The 20,316-nt window shown below is 50.5% G+C and carries 18 protein-coding genes; 13 read left to right on the top strand and 5 right to left on the bottom strand.

Annotation, left to right across the window (positions count from 1 at the left end; all coding sequences use genetic code 11):
* The first annotated feature begins 32 nt into the window (after nt 1-32).
* The 3 genes from serS (at nt 33) to FIU95_RS09075 (ending at nt 3,157) form a co-directional block, all read left to right on the top strand.
* On the top strand, nt 33-1,316 hold the full coding sequence (serS, locus tag FIU95_RS09065) for a serine--tRNA ligase (RefSeq protein ID WP_152453468.1): 1,284 nt from the start codon (nt 33-35) through the stop codon (nt 1,314-1,316).
* Nucleotides 1,317-1,407: 91 nt separating this feature from the next.
* Nucleotides 1,408-2,793, top strand: coding sequence for a siroheme synthase CysG (cysG, locus tag FIU95_RS09070; protein WP_152453470.1), 1,386 nt, complete (start codon nt 1,408-1,410; stop codon nt 2,791-2,793).
* A gap of 100 nt (nt 2,794-2,893) precedes the next feature.
* Complete coding sequence (locus FIU95_RS09075) at nt 2,894-3,157, top strand: hypothetical protein (protein WP_152453472.1); 264 nt, start codon at nt 2,894-2,896, stop codon at nt 3,155-3,157.
* 145 nt (nt 3,158-3,302) lie between these two features.
* Here FIU95_RS09075 and FIU95_RS09080 read toward each other — a convergent pair whose 3' ends face one another.
* Entirely contained in the window at nt 3,303-5,627 is a 2,325-nt protein-coding gene (locus tag FIU95_RS09080) for a penicillin acylase family protein (RefSeq protein ID WP_253868999.1), read from the bottom strand.
* A 344-nt stretch (nt 5,628-5,971) separates the two neighbouring features.
* On the opposite strand from FIU95_RS09080, the gene FIU95_RS09085 reads away from it, so the two are divergent.
* From FIU95_RS09085 to FIU95_RS09100, 4 genes are all read left to right on the top strand, one after another.
* Nucleotides 5,972-8,524, top strand: coding sequence for a TonB-dependent receptor (locus FIU95_RS09085; RefSeq protein WP_152453476.1), 2,553 nt, complete (start codon nt 5,972-5,974; stop codon nt 8,522-8,524).
* Nucleotides 8,525-8,712: 188 nt separating this feature from the next.
* On the top strand, nt 8,713-9,996 hold the full coding sequence (gene egtB / locus FIU95_RS09090) for an ergothioneine biosynthesis protein EgtB (protein ID WP_152453478.1): 1,284 nt from the start codon (nt 8,713-8,715) through the stop codon (nt 9,994-9,996).
* Nucleotide 9,997: 1 nt separating this feature from the next.
* Entirely contained in the window at nt 9,998-10,966 is a 969-nt protein-coding gene (egtD, locus tag FIU95_RS09095) for an L-histidine N(alpha)-methyltransferase (RefSeq protein WP_152453480.1), read from the top strand.
* Nucleotides 10,967-11,012: 46 nt separating this feature from the next.
* Nucleotides 11,013-11,459 carry a DUF411 domain-containing protein gene (locus FIU95_RS09100; RefSeq protein ID WP_253869100.1) on the top strand — a complete coding sequence of 149 codons (447 nt, stop codon included), beginning with the start codon at nt 11,013-11,015 and terminating at the stop codon, nt 11,457-11,459.
* A 60-nt stretch (nt 11,460-11,519) separates the two neighbouring features.
* On the opposite strand, the gene FIU95_RS09105 is transcribed toward FIU95_RS09100, so the two are convergent.
* The gene (locus FIU95_RS09105; protein ID WP_152453484.1) at nt 11,520-12,764 is read right to left on the bottom strand and encodes an SLC13 family permease; all 1,245 of its coding nucleotides are present in this window, start codon (nt 12,762-12,764) and stop codon (nt 11,520-11,522) included.
* Between the two features lie 117 nt (nt 12,765-12,881).
* Between FIU95_RS09105 and FIU95_RS09110 the strand changes: the two genes are divergently transcribed.
* The 4 genes from FIU95_RS09110 (at nt 12,882) to FIU95_RS09125 (ending at nt 16,329) form a co-directional block, all read left to right on the top strand.
* Nucleotides 12,882-13,916, top strand: coding sequence for an MFS transporter (locus tag FIU95_RS09110; RefSeq protein WP_152453485.1), 1,035 nt, complete (start codon nt 12,882-12,884; stop codon nt 13,914-13,916).
* A gap of 91 nt (nt 13,917-14,007) precedes the next feature.
* A complete protein-coding gene (locus FIU95_RS09115) occupies nt 14,008-14,955 on the top strand; it encodes an IS30 family transposase (RefSeq protein ID WP_152450975.1) in 948 nt (315 codons plus the stop codon).
* Nucleotides 14,956-14,964: 9 nt separating this feature from the next.
* The gene (locus FIU95_RS09120; RefSeq protein ID WP_152453486.1) at nt 14,965-15,147 is read left to right on the top strand and encodes a hypothetical protein; all 183 of its coding nucleotides are present in this window, start codon (nt 14,965-14,967) and stop codon (nt 15,145-15,147) included.
* A 195-nt stretch (nt 15,148-15,342) separates the two neighbouring features.
* A complete protein-coding gene (locus FIU95_RS09125) occupies nt 15,343-16,329 on the top strand; it encodes a hydrolase (RefSeq protein ID WP_152453487.1) in 987 nt (328 codons plus the stop codon).
* A gap of 39 nt (nt 16,330-16,368) precedes the next feature.
* Here FIU95_RS09125 and FIU95_RS09130 read toward each other — a convergent pair whose 3' ends face one another.
* Entirely contained in the window at nt 16,369-17,415 is a 1,047-nt protein-coding gene (locus tag FIU95_RS09130; RefSeq protein ID WP_152453488.1) for a methyltransferase domain-containing protein, read from the bottom strand.
* 247 nt (nt 17,416-17,662) lie between these two features.
* Between FIU95_RS09130 and FIU95_RS09135 the strand changes: the two genes are divergently transcribed.
* Together FIU95_RS09135 and FIU95_RS09140 are read left to right on the top strand one after the other, a co-directional pair.
* Nucleotides 17,663-18,295 carry an RNA polymerase factor sigma-70 gene (locus FIU95_RS09135; RefSeq protein WP_152453489.1) on the top strand — a complete coding sequence of 211 codons (633 nt, stop codon included), beginning with the start codon at nt 17,663-17,665 and terminating at the stop codon, nt 18,293-18,295.
* A 4-nt stretch (nt 18,296-18,299) separates the two neighbouring features.
* Nucleotides 18,300-18,494 carry a zf-HC2 domain-containing protein gene (locus tag FIU95_RS09140; protein WP_152453490.1) on the top strand — a complete coding sequence of 65 codons (195 nt, stop codon included), beginning with the start codon at nt 18,300-18,302 and terminating at the stop codon, nt 18,492-18,494.
* 67 nt (nt 18,495-18,561) lie between these two features.
* Here FIU95_RS09140 and FIU95_RS09145 read toward each other — a convergent pair whose 3' ends face one another.
* Together FIU95_RS09145 and FIU95_RS09150 are read right to left on the bottom strand one after the other, a co-directional pair.
* A complete protein-coding gene (locus FIU95_RS09145; RefSeq protein WP_152453491.1) occupies nt 18,562-19,065 on the bottom strand; it encodes a hypothetical protein in 504 nt (167 codons plus the stop codon).
* Nucleotides 19,062-20,156 carry a DUF2092 domain-containing protein gene (locus FIU95_RS09150; RefSeq protein ID WP_152453492.1) on the bottom strand — a complete coding sequence of 365 codons (1,095 nt, stop codon included), beginning with the start codon at nt 20,154-20,156 and terminating at the stop codon, nt 19,062-19,064. The genes FIU95_RS09145 and FIU95_RS09150 overlap by 4 nt, the downstream gene beginning before the upstream one ends.
* Between the last annotated feature and the right edge of the window lie 160 nt (nt 20,157-20,316).

Raw genomic sequence — 20,316 nt, forward strand, 5'->3', positions numbered from 1 at the left:
GTAGGAGCCTGATTACAGGCGAACTGGAAACGATGCTCGATCCCAAACTGATTCGCACGGATATGGACCAAGTGGCCGCAGCCTTGAAAAAGCGCGGTGTGGAACTGGATACTGCCAAACTGGAAGCCCTCGAGGAGCGCCGTAAAGAGCTGCAGGTGCGCACCGAGAGTTTGCAAAACGAGCGCAATAGCAAATCGAAAAATATCGGGCGGGCCAAGGCTGCCGGAGAAGATATTGCTCCTCTGCTCAAAGAAGTCGAGTCCCTCGGGGGCGAGCTGCAAAATGCTAAGCAGGCGTTGTCTGAGTTACAGGAAGAGTTGGATTCGATTCTCTCCGCGATTCCCAACCTACCAGATGCTTCTGTCCCTGAAGGCGAGAGTGAAGATGATAACGTGGAGGTGCGTCGCTGGGGGCAGCCGCGTACTTTTGATTTTGAGGTCAAAGACCATGTGGATCTGGGCTCTCAGCTCGGTGGTCTCGATTTCGAAATGGCGGTAAAACTCACTGGGTCGCGCTTTGCCGTGATGTCCGGTGAGGTGGCGCGCCTGCATCGCGCCCTTGCCCAATTTATGCTCGACACGCACGTTGAAGAGCATGGCTACAAAGAGACCAATGTACCGGTGATCGTCAACAGTGACTCCCTGTACGGAACCTCTCAGTTGCCAAAGTTTGAGGAAGACTTGTTCAAGCTCACCGATGAGCGCGGCTTTTACATGATTCCTACCGCGGAAGTGCCGCTGACCAATATGTATCGCGATCACATTGTTGAGGACAGCGATTCGCTGCCGCACAAACTGGTAGCGCACACAACCTGCTTCCGCTCCGAGGCCGGTTCACACGGCCGCGACACCCGTGGCATGATTCGCCAACACCAGTTTGAAAAAGTAGAACTGGTATGGGCCGCGCGCCCGGATCAGTCCGAAGAGGCGTTGGAGACCCTTACCAAAAATGCTGAGGCGATCCTGCAAAAGCTGAACCTGCCTTATCGCACTGTAGTGTTGTGTGGTGGTGATATCGGATTCGCTGCGCGTAAGACTTACGATATCGAAGTCTGGATTCCCTCCCAGGATAAGTACCGTGAAATCTCTTCTTGCTCCCTGGTTGGTGATTTCCAGGCACGCCGTATGAAGGCGCGCTGGCGCAACCCGGAAACCGGCAAGCCCGAGTTGTTGCACACACTAAACGGCTCCGGTTTGGCAGTGGGGCGCACCTTGATCGCGGTGCTGGAAAACTACCAGCGCGAGGATGGCAGTATCGAGGTGCCCGAAGCGCTGCGCCCCTATATGCGTGGCCAAGAGGTTATCTCCGCTGTCTAAATGCGGTGATTTAAAAGGGCGAACATTGTGTTCGCCCTTTTTTCTTTGCTGAGTAGAATACTGCTCATCGGCTTGTTTGATGGATTAATCCGTGCGTTATCTCCCGCTTGCATTCGATATAAAAGATCGCCCCAGCCTGATCGTTGGAGGTGGCTCCATAGCCACACGTAAGGCTCGTCTGTTGCACAAGGCGGGGGCTCAAATATGGGTGGTATCCCCGAATATCACTGAAGAGTTACAACAGATAGTGGTTGATTCCAAAGGACAGTGGTATCGGGAAATCTATTCTGCTGAGTATTTGGATCTGGCCGAGTTGGTCATCGCTGCCACAAATATTCCTGAGGTCAATGGCTGTGTATCCAGGGATGCGCAGAAGCGCCGCTTGCCAGTGAATGCTGTAGATGCTCCGGAACTTTGTACTTTTACCTTTCCGGCGATTGTTGAACGCGGCGATCTCTCTATCGGAATCAGTAGTGGTGGGGCAGCTCCAGTTCTGGCCCGCCGTATTCGAGCCCAGCTGGAGGCACTACTTTCGCCGGGGATTGCATCACTGGTGGATTTTGCCTCACGAATGCGTTCTCACGTAAAAGATGCACTACCGGAAGCCCGTCGTAAGAATTTCTGGGAGTGGGTCTTTGCCGGTCCTGTTGCCCGCCGGGTGGAGGCGGGTCAGCTGACGGATGCAGAGAAGGAATTTTTGAGCGCTTTGCAAGATTGGCAGGGGAGTCCCAATCCGCCAGGGGAGGTCTATCTGGTTGGCGGTGGGCCGGGAGATCCAGACTTATTGACCTTTCGTGCGCTGCGCTTAATGCAGCAAGCTGACGTAGTGCTCTACGACCGACTGGTTTCCCCTGAGGTTTTGGATCTGGTGCGCAGAGATGCCGAACGTATTTATGTCGGTAAAAGAAAGGCGTTTCATGCCGTACCGCAAGACGACATCAATCAGCTATTGGTCGATTTGGCTAAGCAGGGTAAGAAAGTACTGCGTTTGAAAGGTGGTGACCCCTTTATTTTTGGACGCGGAGGAGAGGAAATCGACAAGCTGGCTGATGCTTCGATACCTTTTCAGGTGGTACCGGGAATAACTGCTGCGGCTGGATGTGCCAGTTATGCGGGTATTCCATTGACCCATCGAGATCATGCACAATCCGTGCGATTTATTACCGGTCACCTCAAGGAGGGAAGTCTCGACCTGCCATGGAAAGAACTGGCCTCTGGCAGCCAGACATTGGTTTTTTACATGGGATTAACGGGACTGGAAAAAATTTGTGCAGAGCTTGTTCATCATGGTCTGCCGGTAAGCACTCCTGCGGCGCTAATTGAAAAGGGCACTACCCAGGCACAAAGAGTGATCGTCGGTGACCTGAGTACATTACCCACACTGGCACATGAAAAAGCCGTACGGGCGCCTACGCTCACCATTATCGGCGGTGTCGTCAGCTTGCATGAAAAACTGAGCTGGTATCAGCCAGGCTAGTGCCTACAGTTTCAAATCGGCCAATGACTTCTTGCGTCGGCACTGAATCTACCCTGACAGAAACTATACTGAAAAGGTCTTTCCGTCAGGTGTGAGTGCCATGCTGCTGGCGATGATTCGCTTTTATTGCACCAATTTTGTGCGATTCTTTCTCCCACAACAGCCAGAGCTTCCGCAGTTTGGCCCGCTGGATTGTGATACCCGCCGCTACAGCTATGAATATCGGCAAAAGAAGGATCTGGTGCGCTGGTTGTGGACCGGGGTTTCCCTGATCATGTTGTGCTTTCCGGTTTTACCATTAGTGCTTGGTCTAACCTTTTTTACCGCTTTTTTATCCTTCGCAATTTTGGATGAGACCACCTGATTTTTTCTATTGTTAATCCAGCAACTCTGCCTATGCGCTAAAGCGGCACGAGTTTGTGCCGCAGTGTGAGTTGGAAAGGTACTGGCCGTTAAGGCATCCAAGCCAGAGTTTCTAGGCTGGGCATTTTTCGTTATTGCAGTTTTCGTTATTGCAGTTTGAGCAGGTAGCGGCTTTCTCCCTCTTTTAAAGGGGAGGGATTTCCTTCTACCCAGTCGGCATGGCCTTTACCAAAAAATGGGGAAAGCGGGTGGCTGCTTTGCCCTGTCGCCATATGGAAAATACCGTGCTCCTCCCGCCCAGGTGAGACAACCATTCGTTCTGAGGCACCGTGAGTTGGGGATTGAAAGCGGGGCATATGGGTATCCCCTGCCAGTTGGTCCTCGGGCATTGCGGTAAACCAATCTATGGCTGATATGGCTCTCGCTAGTGGGTGCCGGATAGAAGCCGTGTTTTGTTCGCCCCAGGTTTGTTGTAACAGGGGGAGTCCGTCTGCCGACATTTTCTCCAGAACTTGATCAAGTGCGGCTAATTTAAGTGCTGTCCAGGATTCAAAATCGGGGTTGAGCAGGTGTTGAGGTTCTTCTTGTGTGAGAGTCCAGATCGGGTATTCGAATTGACGCTTTAATTGACCGAAAGAAAAGTTGGGCTGGGATTTGCGCATAAAAGTAAGAATAGGGGCGGTGCACAACTCCATAAACTTAAGGCGGTAATTGCGAACAATACGGTACCCAACCGAGTCGGGGCTGGCGCGTCCTCCCCAGTTCTGTACTAATTGATAAGTCTCGCTGTAACCTTCCCGGCCTCGCAGGAATTCGGTCAGGTGTTGCTGCCAGCGCTGCAGAAAAATGGCGCGGTCATCCAGCTGAATATCCAACAGAGATTGTTCATCAAACTGCTGGCGGGCGAGTAGGTTATCGCGTATTTGCTGCTGGCGGGCTCCGAGGGCATAGCCGTGATCGCCCATGATTTTCAGCCAATTTCCATCTATGGTTCGGGCATTAGCACTCCACAGGCGATGATTGGCAGGGTTATAAATTCGCGGTTGTTCCTCTGTGGTGAGATAGCCATCCCAGTAGGTTTTACCCTCGGCCCAGCTTACCGAGCGGCTGCCATCAAAGCCAAACCGCTTGGGGATAGGCCCGGCGATTGTCCAGCCAATGTTGCCTTTCTGATCGCCTACAAGAAGGTTCTGATGAGGTATGCCGATTGCCGGACCAAGGATTAATGCTTCACTGGTGGTAGTGATAGATTCCATCTGCAATAAATTCATATTGCCAGCGGGGATATCGTGAGCAACCCAGCGATAGGCGAGAGGGGTTCCACGGTGGTCTTTCCCGATAACAGGCCCCCAAATGGTTTTCTTCACTATGAGTGCTTCATCGGGGGCACTTTTTACTTTGATAATTTCCTCTTCGAGAGTGATATCCCGCCAGCCATCTGGGGTCAGGTATTGGGTGGCATCTGAGTTCAATTCCAGGGGAATAAGATCACCCCAATCTGCCCCGGTATTGGTAAAGCCCCAGGCAATAGCGCCGTTGCTTCCGGCCACCACGATCGGACCTCCTGGTAGGGTAACTCCGCGAATAGTCCTGTTAGTCCCGGGAATATTCCAGCCTACGCGAAACCAGATATTGGGTACATTCAGCCCCAGATGCATGTCATTAGCGAGGATGGCGCCACCGTGCTCAGTTAAGGCCCCGCCAACTACCCAATTGTTACTGCCGTAAACTTTGTCATCGCTTTCCATGGTCTGGTAGGCAATAGGATCGTTTTTATCCAGCAATGAAGAAATTGGCGTTTCTGGGATAGTACTAATAGGCTCCTCCTCGCCAATTAGCGGAGCATCCCAGATACCTCCGGCAGGAAAGTAGAATGTGTAAAGGTCTTGCGGTAAGAGATCGGCGAGAGCGGTGTCGCGCCTTTCGAATTTTCCCTCTTCACTTTGCAGTGTTAAGTACATGCTAAAGGTCGTCAGCAGACTGTCGGCGGCGCTCCAGGGCCTGGGGTCCTGCCCTAAAAGAAAATATTCCCAGGGCTTGCTGCCAAGATGTAGCAGTCCGAAGTTTACTCCGCGTACATAGTGATCGAGTAGTTGGCGCTGCGTCTCGGGCATTGCCTCAATATTCCTTTCGGCCCGCTTGCGAAACTGATGCCTGCGCACCTTTTTATCTTTTTTCAGTGCTGCCGGGCCTACCAGTTCAGATAGCTCTCCCGCGGAGCTTCGTCGCAATAGGTCCATTTGGAAGAAGCGCTCCTGGGCATGTAAAAAGCCTAAGGCAAAGGCGGAGCTATTGCGGTCACTGGACTGGATCATTACCACACCCTGTTGATCCCGATGTATGAGCGCGGGTTCGGACAGTTGCCCAGTGACGATACTACCTTCGAGTAGAGGTAGGCTCTGTCTCCACCAAGCCCAGGCTGCAAGAAGGAGGACAATAATGAGCACCATAGTTGCAATGAGTAAATACATTGCGCGGCTTTTTAAATAAGATGAACTTAAATAAGACGGGCGCACCATAAGCTTTTTCCGTTCAGCGGTTACTTTAATTAATGTCGGTTAAATCGGATCGCTTTTATCACGTTAAATAAACAAGTTACTAGAGAACACACGTTAGTAACTTTTGGTGACGGTAATAACAAGCTATTTACGCCTAATAACCTGTCTTTTCGCGCAATCCTTCACAATACTGACCAGTCAAAAGAAAAAGGTCATATCGGGGTTTTAAATCCAAAAACGCAATCGTAAGATGGCGTGGAATAACAAAAATAATAAACCAGAACATCACGCTGTATAACAATAAATGCGAGGACGCGATGATGCACGATGTTGGTAGCACCGTAAAAAACCGTCAATTTAAACTCTCCATCCTCTCTGGGGCTATAGCTTTCCTCACCGCTGTGAGTGCTGGCGTTCAAGCCGCGGAAATCGAGGAGGTCGTGGTGACAGCGCAGAAGCGCGCGGAAAACCTGCAGGAAGTACCCATCGCGATTTCTGCGTTTACCGGGGACAATATAAAAGAGTCCGGTGTCAAAAATCTGACGGACCTGGGGCGATATACGCCAGGCGTAGAGATGCATAACGATACCGCCTTGCAGCCAACCTATAGTATCCGCGGTATTCAAACCAACGATTGGACTGTGGGATCTGACCCGGCTGTTGCTGTCTATGTGGACGGCGTTTACACCGGCCGCGGTGCCGGTGCCGAAATCCCCCTGACAGATATCGAAAGGGTAGAGGTTCTAAAAGGTCCACAGGGTACGCTGTTTGGGCGCAATGCCACTGGCGGGGCCATTCATATTATTACAACCAAGCCTCAGGCAGATAATTCGGTTGAGCTCAACCTCACCGCTGGTAACTACGGGCGCCAATCATCCGATCTGCTTTTCAATCGCCAGCTGACCGATACTTTATATGCCCGTTTCTCTGCATCCACTAACCGCCGCGATCCTTTTGCAGATAACTTGGCGGGTGGTTTCTCCGTAGGAGATCAGGACACCCAGACCTACCGGGCATCGGTTTTATGGGAGCCCGCAGAGGATATCGAGGTTCTATGGCGTGCTGATTATGGTGTTATGGACCAAGGCAGTGCTTTGCGCACAACCATCGTGCCAAGTCTGAAAGGGGAGACCGATGTATTTGGGGACTACGCTCTCGATACACCCACGATTGAAGATAGGGATTCTTTCGGTACCTCTCTGACGGTGAGTAAAGATTTCGATAATTTTACCTTCACCTCGATTACCGCTTATCGAAAATTTGATGCGCACTTGCAGCAGGATGAAGATGGTACCGCCAATCCAGATCATATGTTTGGGTCTGCCAATACCGATGACCAGAGTCAGTTCTCGCAAGAATTCCGACTCAATGGTGCTACCGATACGGTTAAATGGACTCTGGGGGCCTCTTATTCTCAAGAAGAGTTGGACCATACGACTTACGCCTATTTCACTACCGGTTCTGTTGAATCCTTTGCTGTGTATGAAGGGGTTAAAGCGCTCTATCCAGATCTGACTCAGACAGAGCAGGAGGACCTGGCGGTTATTAATCGGCAGTATTTTGAGTCGATGGGGCTAGAGGGCGCCGCTAGTGCGACTTTTGTCTACGACCTGATGTTGCAAAGTGGTCAGGTGGATGAGCTGTTATTTGCCTTGGGTGCGCCAGACTATGTCACAGGCAGCATGCTTAAAGCAGATCAGGTTGTAGGGCAGATGATGGCGGGTTTCCAGCCTTGGATAGCCTCCGATGCGCCCTGGAATGAGAGTGTGCGCAACACCGGTGATTATCGCTCCACAGCGATCTATGGTGATATGACTTGGGGTATCACCGATAAGATGGATCTCACGGTAGGTGCTCGCTACACCTACGATAAAAAAGATTTCACTATCCAAACCGCCTATGGCAACAGCATTCCCCTGTCACTGTCTGGCGGAGAAGTTGATCTCCTAGATGAAGATGGCAATAAGGTTGGCAGTATAGCGCTACCAGCAATTGACTTGGGCTCAGAGCGTTTCGGCATTGCCTTCTACAACAATGGTCAAACTGAGCTTAATTCCAAGTTGAGCGACAGTTGGAGTGATATTTCCGGCCGCATCGTGCTCGACTATCGCTGGACGGACGAGATGATGACCTTTATCTCCCTGGCGGATGGTTTTAAAGCCGGTGGATTTAACAGTCTTAACTTTGGTCCGGGCGTTGAGTCGTCTTTCGATCAGGAAGATGTGGTCAATCTGGAAGTGGGCCTGAAGAGCAATCTGTTCGACAACCGCGTACGCTTGAATGCATCCGTCTACACCTACGAGTACAAAAACTTACAGGAGCTGGACTTGGTCGGTTACCCAATCCCCAGCTACAACCTAAGAAATGCTGATGCGGAAGGTACTGGTGCCGAGATAGAGGTGCAGTGGGCCGCTACCGATAGCCTGTTTATTGCCGGTAACTACTCCTACCTGGACACCGAATTCACGGACTACCAGATAATAACGGCTATTGGCGAAACCGAGGAGGACTCCAAGGTCGGTCAGGCCAGGGTTTCCACCCCTGAGAGCAAATTCAACCTGATGGCAGAGTATACCTTTGACTTGGCTTCTGGTGGGGAGCTCGTATTCCGGGGGGATTACAACTGGACCGATGAACGGATTGGCTCTATCACCGATAGAACCCGCATAGTGGATGATTATCAATTATTTAACTTGCGAGCAGCCTGGAACAGTGACTCTGATAACTATTCGGTAGCTCTTTGGGTGCAGAACTTAACTGATGAAGAAATAGCCGGTGGTTATGGCGGTACCGGCGCTGCGATCGGGGCTAGCCCTGCATGGCGCTTTATGCCGAGGATGTACGGTGCAGATTTTACTGCACGATTTTAATTCGTTATTCATGTCAGCATGACGAGAGTGTGGGCCGGTTTACCGGCCCTTTTTTTTGCACGGTTCCATCTTTACGAAATAAAGTGGCGTGAATTAGATCCTATAATTCTGCAAGCTCTTAGGAATACACCTAAAACTGCGTATGATGATTTCAATAGAACTGAATTCTATCGTAGTTGATTATTGATATGACAATATTCGCAGGTGAAGTTTCTCTGGAAGAGTTACAGCAGCAGGTTCTTTCAACTTATCAAAGGGTGCGGGGGGAGACAGAATGTCTTGCTGCGCCTCTATCTGTCGAGGATATGCAGCTGCAATCAATGCCCGATGCCAGTCCAACCAAGTGGCATCTGGCGCATACCAGTTGGTTTTTTGAAACCTTTATACTCGCTCAGCATTTGCCCAAATACCAACTTTTTGATCCCCAGTTTCATCACCTTTTTAATTCCTATTACAACAGCTTGGGTACACCCTATGCCAGGCCACAGCGGGGCTTGATATCCCGCCCTGGAGTTGAGCGTATTTACGCCTATCGGCAGTTTGTAGACTCAGCCATGGAGCAGCTGTTAAATGACCACCCCTTTACCTCGAGCATCAGTGCACTGTTAGATCTCGGCCTCAATCATGAGCAGCAACATCAGGAGTTAATGCTGACGGATATCAAGCATGCACTTTCGATGAATCCAATGGCTCCCGCTTACAGTGATAGCGCCCCCGAAGATGAGGCAGAGAATGTAGCACCGTTACGTTGGCTGGAAATTCCCGGTGGATTTTATGGCATCGGTAGTGATGGAGAGGATTTCTTTTTTGATAATGAGGGGCCTGCACATCAACAGTTTCTGCCCGATTTTTCCATTGCTTCACGATTAGTGAGTAATGCTGAATACCTAGAATTTATCGAAGATGGAGGCTACCAACAACACCGGCTCTGGTTATCTGATGGTTGGTCGCTGATAGAAAAGCACGCCCAGAAGCATCCTTTATATTGGCGTGAAACCGATAGTGGCTGGCAACAATATACTTTACACGGTTTGCAGCCGATAAATGGTTATGAGCCTGTGCATCACCTGTCTTTTTATGAAGCAGATGCATTTGCCACCTGGGCCGGTAAAAGATTGCCCACTGAATTTGAATGGGAGGCGGCTGCCTGCCACCTTCGTCAACTAAATCAGCTTGCCAGTGCCAATTTACTGGAAAAGCGTTATTTGAAGCCTTTGGCTGCGCAAAATGGACAGACCCAATTCCTGGGTGACCTGTGGGAGTGGACCTCAAGCGCCTATTTGCCATACCACGGCTTCAAGGCCCGCAGGGACGCGGTTGGTGAATATAACGGTAAGTTTATGTGCAACCAGAAGGTCTTGCGTGGAGGGTCTTTCGCAACCCCATCTGATCATATCAGAATTAGTTATAGAAATTTCTTTTATCCACATCAAGCGTGGCAATTTACCGGTGTCCGATTGGCAGGAGACTAAAGTGAAAGCAGCCTTATCGTCAGTTATGGAAAATCAACTCCAAAATAATGAATTTCTAAGAGATGTTTTAGAGGGGTTGGGGGGTAATAGAAAAACATTGCCCTGCAAGTACTTATATGACGAAGTTGGCTCTCGTCTTTTTGAAGAAATATGCGATTCAAGTGATTACTATCTGACCAGAAATGAAGCAGACATATTCGCAATTCATTTGGATAAAATTGCAGAAAGAATTGGGCCCGAAGCTCTGCTAATAGAACCGGGGGCCGGAAACTGTGAAAAGGTAGAAGCGCTGCTTGCCGCATTGGATTCTCCCAAGGGCTATTATCCTATTGATATATCCCCTGAGATATTACTGGATGCCGAAAGGCGAATAAAAAATGGATTACCGGGGATGCAGGTATGGAGTGAAGTCGGGGACTTTACTCAGGCAGCTGTGTGGGACAACTTGATTAATATCCCTTCCCGAAAAAGGGTTGTCTTTTTTCCTGGGTCGACAATAGGTAACTTTGAACCACTGGAGGCGGAGTGTTTATTGGAGTTGTTCGCTTCCAACCTGAGCCCTGGTGATGGCTTGGTGATAGGTACAGATTTGGTTAAGGATTCAGTGACTTTAGAGCGGGCCTACAACGATAGTGATCATATCACTGAGAAATTTAATTTGAATCTCCTGCAGAGAATTAACGTCGAGCTAGGGGCGGATTTTGACCTGTCTCTGTTTGCGCATCGTGCATTTTACCACTCGTTGCGTCAGCGGGTGGAAATGCATCTGGTTTGCCTTAAGAGTCACAGTGTTTCGATTGCGGATACAAAGATAGAATTTATTGAGGGAGAAACGATTCATACTGAAAACAGCCATAAGTATTCTATTGCAGGCTTTAATAGCTTACTGACCCGTAGCGGGTTTGAACCTGTCTGCTTCTGGCAGGATCCCGCTGAGACTTATGTCATTCATTATGCCCAGGCCATATAGGATTAAGATGTTGGAGGGGTGGGTAAAAAGGGCTTTCTTGTCTTTAATGTTCGCCGCTTCACTGGCTGGTATTGCCATCGCTGAAAGTACAGGTAATACCGCCGCTATGGTTGTCTATAAGCATCCATTGTGTTTTTGTTGTAATAAATGGATTACTCATCTAAAGGAAAATGATTTAGAAACCACCTCGGTTTTTAAAGTGGATATGCAGGGAGTTAAACGTAAGTGGGGTATCCCCAGGGGTATGGAGGGGTGCCATACCGCGATTTGGCATGATAGATACGTCTTTGAAGGGCATGTACCGGCCTTACATATTCAGAAGTTCCTGGCCTCACCTCCCGAGGGGAGTGTGGGGCTGATCGTTGCCGGGATGCCGATTGGTAGCCCCGGTATGGAGGATGGAGAAAAATTTGAGCCCTACAATATTTACTTGCTACTAAAGGGCGGTGATTATCGTCTGTATGCCCGCATTGAAAAGCCTGACGAGACCTAATCACTTAAAATATTTGCTCTTAAATATTTAAGCCCCAGAGCTTAATGCTTGTAAAGTTCTTTACCAGCTTGCATACCAGATAATCCAAAAGTAGCTTACTAATACGCTGATAATGCTGACGGGAAGCATAAGAAAGAAAAACTGCCAAAAGTTAAAGGGCTTGACTCCGAACTTCTCTGCTTGCTGCAATACAATCACATTACTAGCAGCGCTAATAATGAATAAGTTTCCAGCCACTGTTGATATGGCAGAGAGCATCATTAATATCTGGGTATCTTGTTGGTGCAGGAGGTTAAGGTAAATCTCAACTACTGGCACGTTGGAAAATAATTGGCTGGCAAAGAAGCTGACAAAAGCAACGGTCTCTGGTTCGGCCAAGTCAATATTGCTTACTTTAAGGAAATGTTGGAGTGACCCAGATTGAAGCAGGGATCCTGTCACTACAAACATAGAGATAAAAAAGAATAGGGTGGACCAGTCTACCTCTCTTAATATGCGCCTGCGTTCGTGGCTGGCAATATAGATAGGTAGGCAGGCAGCCAAACCAATTTGCCCAATAGTGGGATGATATATACCGTCTACATTGTGCAATATACTTGCAAGAAAAATGAGTGCTAATAAAAGAGCGGCAGATAAAAGTGCTGGCCACTTTTGAGTAACTTCTTCCCCCTCTTTGTACTCTCTTGAGGCTTCGTAATTGATGATATCACTGGTTTTAAAGAAACGTTTTAACCATATCATCGAAAGAAACATAATAATGATGGCGGGAATGAGAATCCACTGGGCAAAAACGACAAACATATTGTCGAAGTTCCCGGCATTGGCAATCAGTATATTTTGTGGGTTGCCCACGGGGGAGACCATGCTGCCGATGGTTACAGTTGCGCACAGGGTTATCAGGAGGGGGATCAGTCCCCATTTCATATTTCGTGCTAGCACTATCGCAATGGGGACGCCAATCACTGCGGCGGCGTCATTGGTAAGAATGGCTGCGCATAATGCCATTACAAGGATATAACTTATCAATACCAAACCAGGATGCTTGATTGAGAGAATTCGGTGGCTGATTTGTGTGGATATCCCGGTATCGTACAGGGCCGAAGCAATAGAGAAAACGGAGAATAAATACAGTATCAGATCCCAATCTATGGCAAAAAAGGCTTCCCTCAAACTAATCTGGCGCATTAATAGTAGTGCGATTGCGCCAAAGGTCATGATGTGCCATATGCGAATAATAGATGGAAGCCACTGCCTCGCGGCAATCAATATAAAAATGACTGCCGACACAATTAGGCTAATGGACATTGGTACAGCCTCGGACTTCGTCTCTGCTAACTGCTACTCTGAGAATCATTAAACAGTTCTTTTGGTTAGTGTTTGGCTGCCTGTCTGGGCAGATAAAGCAAAAAATAAGACTTATTTATGAGTTTAAACAAACCTCTTCTCTTTACGAACTTCTTCGCGGGAGATGTGGTTGCAGGTTTGGGGCCCTATTTAGCGATATATCTTTTGTCAGCCATGCACTGGAAGACTGGAGATATTGGCATTGTTCTGGCAATTGGCGGCATTACAACCGTTTTACTGCAAACACCCGCCGGAGCATTCATTGATAGCACCCGCTTTAAGCGTGCACTGATTGCTTCTTGCGGCGTTATTATCGCTATTGTCTCTGTCGCTATTGTTGCTCTTACCAATCATAAACCTATCATCTATGGCTCCCAGGTTTTAATGGGAGCAGCCATTGCCTTTGTGGCTCCCTCTATCGCGGCGATTACTCTGGGAGTCTGTAGCGATAAAACTTTTACCTTACAAACCAGTGCCAATCAGGCAGCTAATCATGCGGGCAATGTTTTTGCCGCAGCAATTGCCGGAATTGTGGCGCTGACGATTGCGGCTGAAGGGGTTTTCTGGTTGATGGCCATTATGGGTGTGTTAATGGCGATCTCTGTTGGATTTATTCCCGCTAATTCCATCGACCATATACGTGCGCGGGGTGGTGAAAAACGCGATGCCTCAGGGAAAAAGGAGCCTGCTGGATTTTCCGTACTGCTCACCGATAAGCGCCTGATCGCTTTGGCTGTGAGCGTCTTCCTGTTTCATTTTGGCAATGCGGCCATGCTGCCTCTGGTCAGCCAGAAGCTATCGCTGAATTCAAACGTGAATCAAGCGATTGCCTTTACCTCGGCTTGTATTATTGCTGCGCAATTTTGGATGATGTTGATGTCTCTTATGTGTGCGGCCAAGGCGGATGACTGGGGCCGTAAAGCCATCTTCATGATTGGGTTCTGTATCAACCCGATTCGCGCAGTCTTGTTTATGTCGACAGATAACCCTTTCTTTTTGGTGGCAATACAGTCGTTGGATGGTGTCGCCAATGGGATCTTTGGGGTGGTTATTATCTTGATGTGTGCCGACCTCACCAGGGGCACGGGGCGTTTCAACATTACTCAAGCCTAGATTCTCACAATAACCGACACACTTGGCGATAGCGAAGGAGGCCAGCTGGTTGTAGGCTAGTAAGCTTCCACACAAACAAGCCAGGAACCTCATGGGAACCCGTACCAACCAGCTGACCTTGAAAGAACGATACCAGATTGAGGTCCTTAATGGGCAGAACTATTCAGCCCGAGCCATTGGACTACGCCTCAATAGATCCAATAAGACCATCTCTCGTGAGCTTGGTCGTTACAGCCCTTACTGTGCCGAGAGTGCCCACCGTCAGGCACTGCAACGACGGCACGGAGCTATTAAACATACCAAGCTCGACTTTGCCATGCAGGTACAAATCGACCACCAGCTGAAAAATGCAAGTCCTGAACAAATCGCTGGGCGAATGCAGCTTGAGAGGTGTGCGAAAACGGTTAGTTGTTCAACAATTTACCGCTGGGTCAGTCGACTTAACTGGAGGTCACGTCTGCCAAGGAAAGCCAAACCTTATCAGAAACGGGCAGGTTCCGAGGCAGGCGTAAAGCTTATTCCAGAGCGCATAGATATTGATCAAAGACCTGCGATTGTCGATGAAAACACTGAGATCGGTCACTGGGAAGGCGATACAGTTTATGGTCAAGATGGCTATCTGGTGACACTGGTTGAACGAGTTTCCAAATTATTGCTCACTCGCAGAGTCCCAAATAAGAGCAAGAAAACAGTGAGCCGGGCGATCAAGCAGATGTTGAAGCCATATCAGGCCATCTGTAAAACCATCACCTTCGATAATGGAGGAGAATTTGCAGGTCATCAATCGATTGCGCAGAAGCTAGGATGCAGAATATATTTTGCGAAACCTTACCACTCTTGGGAACGCGGGCTGAACGAAAACACTAATGGCCTTTTGAGGCGCTTCTTCCCAAAAGGAGTGGAAATTGGCAAGATACCAAAAAGCCGTATTGATGACGCAGTGTTTCGAATCAATACTCGACCTAGGAAAGTACTAAATTACTTGAGCCCGCTGGAATTTTTGGCGGGTAAACGTGTGTCACTTATGTTGGCAATCTAGGAAGGAGTCATGGCCGCTCTGGTGGGGATAGGATCTGCTTGTAGTAACTTCTCGGCGGAATATGTTACCCAATTCTTTGGCTACGGTGCGGCCTTTCTGACTTTGGCAGGGATAGCGACCGTTGCAGCGATATTCTTCCTGATCTTTGTTCCCGAAACCATGCCGAAAAAGCGGGCTCAACCTCTGGAATAGCAGGCGCTATCTGGCGCTTACCCCAACTTATGCCGGAGTTCGTTATATACTGATGATATTCGCGCAATTTTATCGGGGTCCAATAACCCCTGGTGTTTCGCGAAATCCGCTCTGCCTGGTTGGCTCGGGGCAGCACCAGGCCCGGCACCTAAAGGAAGAGCAGGGCAGGTTATTAGCAATAGCGGGACCCGGGATATGACTGATCAGTTTACCCCCGCCATAGGCCTTGGAAATTGTCATGTTCAAACGGTCTTTGGCCGTGTGCACCGTCCAGTTCCTTGGATAGAAACCCAGTGCCGCTGGTATGAAACCCCGGACGGGGATTGCCTCGCATTACTCACCCCGCGCCCATTGGTGGATGACCCGGATCTCCCACTGGTTCTGATTCTCCATGGTTTAGCAGGCTCTGTAGCCTCTCCCTATGTCCAGGGCATGATGGATTCTCTTCTCTCGCACCGCTACCAGGTTGCGGTTATGCATTTTCGCGGCTGTGGCGGGGTACCCAATAGGTTGCCGAGGGCATATCACAGCGGTGATAGCGAGGACCCTCGCTGGATGGTTGAGCAGTTAAGGGGAGAGCTACCCGCGACACCCATTATGGTGGTCGGATACTCACTGGGTGGTAATGTCCTGCTTAAAATGCTGGGCGAGGATGGAAGCTGCAGCCCGGTGGCCGCCGCCGTGGCGATTTCATCGCCAATGGACCTCCATGCCTGCAGCCGCAAAATCAATACTGGCTTGTCCAAGCTGTACCAGCGCCATCTGCTGAGTTGCCTGCGCCTCACTTTGAAAAAAAAGGCAGAAGACCCCTGTATCGCTGCAGCTCTGCCCAATGTGGAGGATGCCACCTTCTTTGCCAACTTCCGTTGTTTCGACGACACCTTTACGGCGCCACTACACGGATTTCGGGATGCCGATGACTATTACACCAGGGCTTCGAGCAAGCATCTTCTGCGGGAAATTGGGGTGCCGACGATGATCATTAATTCCGTAGATGACCCTTTTGTTTGCCCATCTGCCATCCCTGAGAAGAAAGAGGTGAGCTCTATGGTGCAGTTGGAGGTTACCCTGCAGGGAGGACACGTCGGGTTTGTTAGCGGATCTCTGTGGCGGCCGAATTATTGGTTGGAGCACAAAGTCCCGAAATTTCTCGATTCTGCCATTTTGCGAGATAAAGGCTAAAAACTCAGCGCCGCTGTCGCGACGCCGATTAGATACCCCTCAGCAACATTGGCTTCCAGTTGCAGCCTGATCACTGGCCCCTTCTGAGAAAGGCATTTCACGTCCACAACCGGGAAATAATCCGAAGTGCTGTGAGAAATCGCCGATAAAGTCAAAATGTGGGGCCATTCGTGTTTCTGCAAGCATTTTCCAGGTATTACCACAGACGGGGAAGACCCGCCCCTTTTCTATTCGATGGTGTCCATCCAAAGTAAATGCTGAAGGCTGGTTTGGAATGGTGCCCTTATAGATCACGGCTTGGCCGTAGTCCTCACAATCCTTCTCCAACCCCGACAGTTTGAACAAGCGGTAGGTGGCAGAATAAAAACGGACAGCGCCACAACGAGTGAGTAGAGCCTCATTGGTCACTTCCAAAGGGCGGCTTTCCACCAGGCGACTGTCGCGGAAGCCACTGACTTGGGCGAGCTCCAAAAAGTCATTCCAGTAAAGTGCACCGCCCAGGCACTCACCCACCAGCTCAGGGTCTGTGCGCAGCGCATCGGGGACGCGGCGATCGGCATAAACATCGGAGAAGTAAAATTCACCCCCCTCTTTGAGTAAGCGGTGTAGGCCTCGAAGTACTGCTCCTTTGTCTGTAGAAAGATTCACAACACAATTGGAGACAATCACGTCAAAGCTGCCGGGTTCCAGACCGAGCTCCTCAAGCTTTTCGATATAGCCGTGCAGGAAAGTTACATTGTTATAACCAAATTTTTCCGCGTGGTAACTCTGGTGTTGTCGGGCAACCTGCAATTGCTCATCGGTCATATCCACGCCGACCACTTCACCGCTCGGGCCCACCAGCTGGGAGAGTAGGTAGACATCACGGCCGGTGCCGCAGCCGAGATCAAGTACCCTGCAGCCCTCTAAAAGTGGGGGGCACACCAGCCCGCAACCGTAATAGCGGGATAGGACTTCCGGGTGGATACTGGCTAACAGTGGTTTCAACCAACTGGGCACTGCACTGGCGTCACAGCAGGCATCGGTTTTTAGGTCCGATGAGCTTTTCAGTTGGCGGCCGTAGTAGTCCTGAACAATATCGTGCATGGGGATACCTTTCGCAGAGTGATTTTCCTTTCCGGCGCTGGGCGCCTTTGCGGGGCAATTTTTACCTCTCCTTCCCTTTGTAACAAGTGTCGCCTTTCTGCGACTAAGGACTTTCGAGGTTTCGATTGTTAGTGTGTAGAGAGGTCTTAAAGTTGCCTTTTGGTGTCAGGGTCGGCTGGCTGTTAGATAATCTTCGTTTTTTGGTTAATATCGCCGGTTTCTGCTTCGATTTTATGAGGGACCGTAATTGAGCGATTACCTTGCCCCCGATACGTCATCTGAAACGAAGTCCGAAACGAAAGTTGAGGATTCTTTGCAAAATCCCCAGTTTCTCGTGGACTTGCGCCAGCAGATGCTTCGTTTTGCCAGCCTGCAGTTGCAGGACGCCCAACTGGCCGAAGATGCGGTGCAGGAGGCACTGATGGGAGCCCTAAAGAATTCCCGCAGTTTCACTGGCCGTTCGGCCCTTAAAACCTGGGTGTTTGCCATTCTGAAGAACAAAATTGCCGATATTCTGCGGCAACGACAGCGTTTCGTCGATGCGGACCAGCTGGTGCGCGGTGATCGCGAGGAGCACGATCACAATGAACTGTTCGATCAAACGGGCCATTGGCGAAAGGATGAGCGCCCGAAAAAATGGGCAGATCCTGAGTCTGCCATTCACGACAAGCATTTTTGGAGAATCTTCGATGCTTGCCTCAATCACCTGCCATCCCGGCAGGCGCAAATATTTATGATGCGGGAGTTTATTGAGTTGGAAAGTCACGAGATCTGTGCTGCGGTGGAAATCTCGGTGAGCAACTTGAATGTGACATTGCACCGGGCACGCCTGCGCCTGCGAGAGTGCCTTGAGGACAACTGGTTTGGTGTGGAGGGCTAAGTCAATGAAATCGTGCCGGGAAGCAACGCGGTTGATGTCGGAGTCCCAGGAGCGCAACCTGCCTTTTGGTGAGCAGGCCAGCCTTAAGCTGCATTTGGCAATGTGCGCTCCGTGCCGGAACTTTGGCAAGCAGCTGCGAATCCTTCGCCGTATCAGCAAATCCTATGCCGAGGGCGGGCCGGAAAAAGCGGAAGAATAACCCTTTCTGTTAACTTCCAGCGCCATGAACCCAACTGGGTGGATTAATTTGGCGCTGGAAGACCCTGCTACCGTCGCGGAGCGGCGACATGTCGATAGGCGATGTGCCCCCCGACAAAGTGGGGTTCATACCAATAGGTTCCGCAACGCTCATAAGTCACATTGCCGATCGTCACCCTGACACAGCTGGGTGGCAGGGTGTACAACCAACCACCAACGCCCACTGCGGTCACACCCCAGTAAGCCGGGCCTGGATAGGGCCAGTGGCGCGGACGCCAGGGTGGGGGGTAGGGTGGATGATGGTGTCCCGGGCGAACTGGATGAAACGGTGGGTGGCCAGGAAATCTCCGCTCAAAGTCCCCCCTGGCAAACTCTCCGTGAAAGCCACCACCGGGCATGGGGCGAACGGCATTGAAATGCCCTCCCACATTGAAGTGGGCACCGCCCCCGCCAAAGTGACCTCGCGCCTCCACCTGCGGGCTAAATAGAGCGGCGAGGAAAACGCCAGAAAGGAGCAATGGCGCAGCCCAAAGTGATAAGGCTCGCGACTTGCGACACTTAACTTGGATCATTGTGGGGCCTCCTGCTTGTTCGGCTCGGCCTTCTTAAACTTGATCTGCTTAAGCTTCTGAGTAGAGGGGGTGAACTCTTTTGCCGCCTCTGGCTTAGCTTGCATCCACTTTAGCGTCGCGATAAAGCGCGGCTTGGCTGGGTCGCGGGTATTGACCGTGGAGATGCGTAGGGGGAGAGGCTTATCTCCAACCTGGATCCAGATCTCCCAGTCCAGGTTCTCAGAGCGAAAGGCCCAGTGCTTGGTGCGCTTGCCGTAGATCATGGGAGAATTAACCAGGAAACCTTCTTTGATCCCTGCCCAGGCATCCGGTTTGCGGCCCCACTCGAGCAAATCAGCCAATGGCACTTCAATTCCGTAGTCTTTCGCCGCTTTGGTCAGCACTTGGGCGGTGGGTTGAGAGGCCTGCATTTCGGCAAAGTAGCCATTGCGCGGGGCGATCATGGTGAATTTGTCACCGTTATGAATGAAGTTACGGGTAATCGAATCAGTAGTCAGGTCTACCCGCAGTTTTTTGGGAGGCATAGCCAAATATTTGACTTTGCCACCAATTAATAACTTCTGCTCATTCTCCAGTACTACATCGGCAAAAATCCTGGCGTTAAACATCAACGTCTTCATGCTTGCCAGGTATTTCCCCATTGCCTTCAGGGCCTCCATGGCTTTGGGGTCAATCGCTTCGCCATTCTGCGCAACACCTGCCAAGGGCTGGGTGTTCTGACCCTGACCGCTCTGTCCCTGTCCATCTTGCCCCTGTCCATCTTGTCCCTGTCCGGTTGTGCCATCTGCCGGCGCGGGTGCTTGGCCTTGGCCTTGGCCGGTAGTACTGCCCGATGGTGGCTGGGGTTGACCTTGCTCGTTTGTACTGTCTGAGGGCGTGGGGGGCTGACCCTGTCCATTGGGGTTATCAGTGGGGGCAGGGGGTTGATTCTGTTGAGGATTGCCAGAGCTATCCTGTGGGTCCTGAATAGGCGTGCCGCCTGGCTGAGGCGGTGGGGGAGTGGGCTGTGCGATTACGGCCGGAACCAACACTATCGACACCGCGAGAAGCAGCGCCCTGGCGTGGCAGCCAAATGGGTGAGGGGCAAGCATATACGGATACCTCCCGGTACAAGATCAAGTTAGTGGCATCAAAATCAGTGTAGAGGAGATGGGAGTGACTAACTGGACAGGGAGACCGACTTTGCTGACTGGCGCTTCAGTGTTCGGGGCCTATGCGCTGAGTAGCAAGTTTGCTTGTCGGGTTTCTATT

This window comes from Microbulbifer sp. THAF38 (assembly GCF_009363535.1).
Classification (GTDB): Bacteria; Pseudomonadota; Gammaproteobacteria; order Pseudomonadales; family Cellvibrionaceae; genus Microbulbifer.

What these genes read in the sequence shown, in the direction of transcription:
- serS (WP_152453468.1), top strand. Translation starts at nt 33, where the DNA reads ATGCTCGATCCCAAACTGATTCGCACGGATATGGACCAAGTGGCCGCA.
- FIU95_RS09075 (WP_152453472.1), top strand. Translation starts at nt 2,894, where the DNA reads ATGCTGCTGGCGATGATTCGCTTTTATTGCACCAATTTTGTGCGATTC.
- FIU95_RS09080 (WP_253868999.1), bottom strand. Translation starts at nt 5,627, where the DNA reads ATGTATTTACTCATTGCAACTATGGTGCTCATTATTGTCCTCCTTCTT.
- FIU95_RS09085 (WP_152453476.1), top strand. Translation starts at nt 5,972, where the DNA reads ATGATGCACGATGTTGGTAGCACCGTAAAAAACCGTCAATTTAAACTC.
- egtB (WP_152453478.1), top strand. Translation starts at nt 8,713, where the DNA reads ATGACAATATTCGCAGGTGAAGTTTCTCTGGAAGAGTTACAGCAGCAG.
- FIU95_RS09100 (WP_253869100.1), top strand. Translation starts at nt 11,013, where the DNA reads ATGTTCGCCGCTTCACTGGCTGGTATTGCCATCGCTGAAAGTACAGGT.
- FIU95_RS09105 (WP_152453484.1), bottom strand. Translation starts at nt 12,764, where the DNA reads ATGTCCATTAGCCTAATTGTGTCGGCAGTCATTTTTATATTGATTGCC.
- FIU95_RS09110 (WP_152453485.1), top strand. Translation starts at nt 12,882, where the DNA reads ATGAGTTTAAACAAACCTCTTCTCTTTACGAACTTCTTCGCGGGAGAT.
- FIU95_RS09115 (WP_152450975.1), top strand. Translation starts at nt 14,008, where the DNA reads ATGGGAACCCGTACCAACCAGCTGACCTTGAAAGAACGATACCAGATT.
- FIU95_RS09120 (WP_152453486.1), top strand. Translation starts at nt 14,965, where the DNA reads ATGGCCGCTCTGGTGGGGATAGGATCTGCTTGTAGTAACTTCTCGGCG.
- FIU95_RS09125 (WP_152453487.1), top strand. Translation starts at nt 15,343, where the DNA reads ATGACTGATCAGTTTACCCCCGCCATAGGCCTTGGAAATTGTCATGTT.
- FIU95_RS09130 (WP_152453488.1), bottom strand. Translation starts at nt 17,415, where the DNA reads ATGCACGATATTGTTCAGGACTACTACGGCCGCCAACTGAAAAGCTCA.
- FIU95_RS09140 (WP_152453490.1), top strand. Translation starts at nt 18,300, where the DNA reads ATGAAATCGTGCCGGGAAGCAACGCGGTTGATGTCGGAGTCCCAGGAG.
- FIU95_RS09145 (WP_152453491.1), bottom strand. Translation starts at nt 19,065, where the DNA reads ATGATCCAAGTTAAGTGTCGCAAGTCGCGAGCCTTATCACTTTGGGCT.
- FIU95_RS09150 (WP_152453492.1), bottom strand. Translation starts at nt 20,156, where the DNA reads ATGCTTGCCCCTCACCCATTTGGCTGCCACGCCAGGGCGCTGCTTCTC.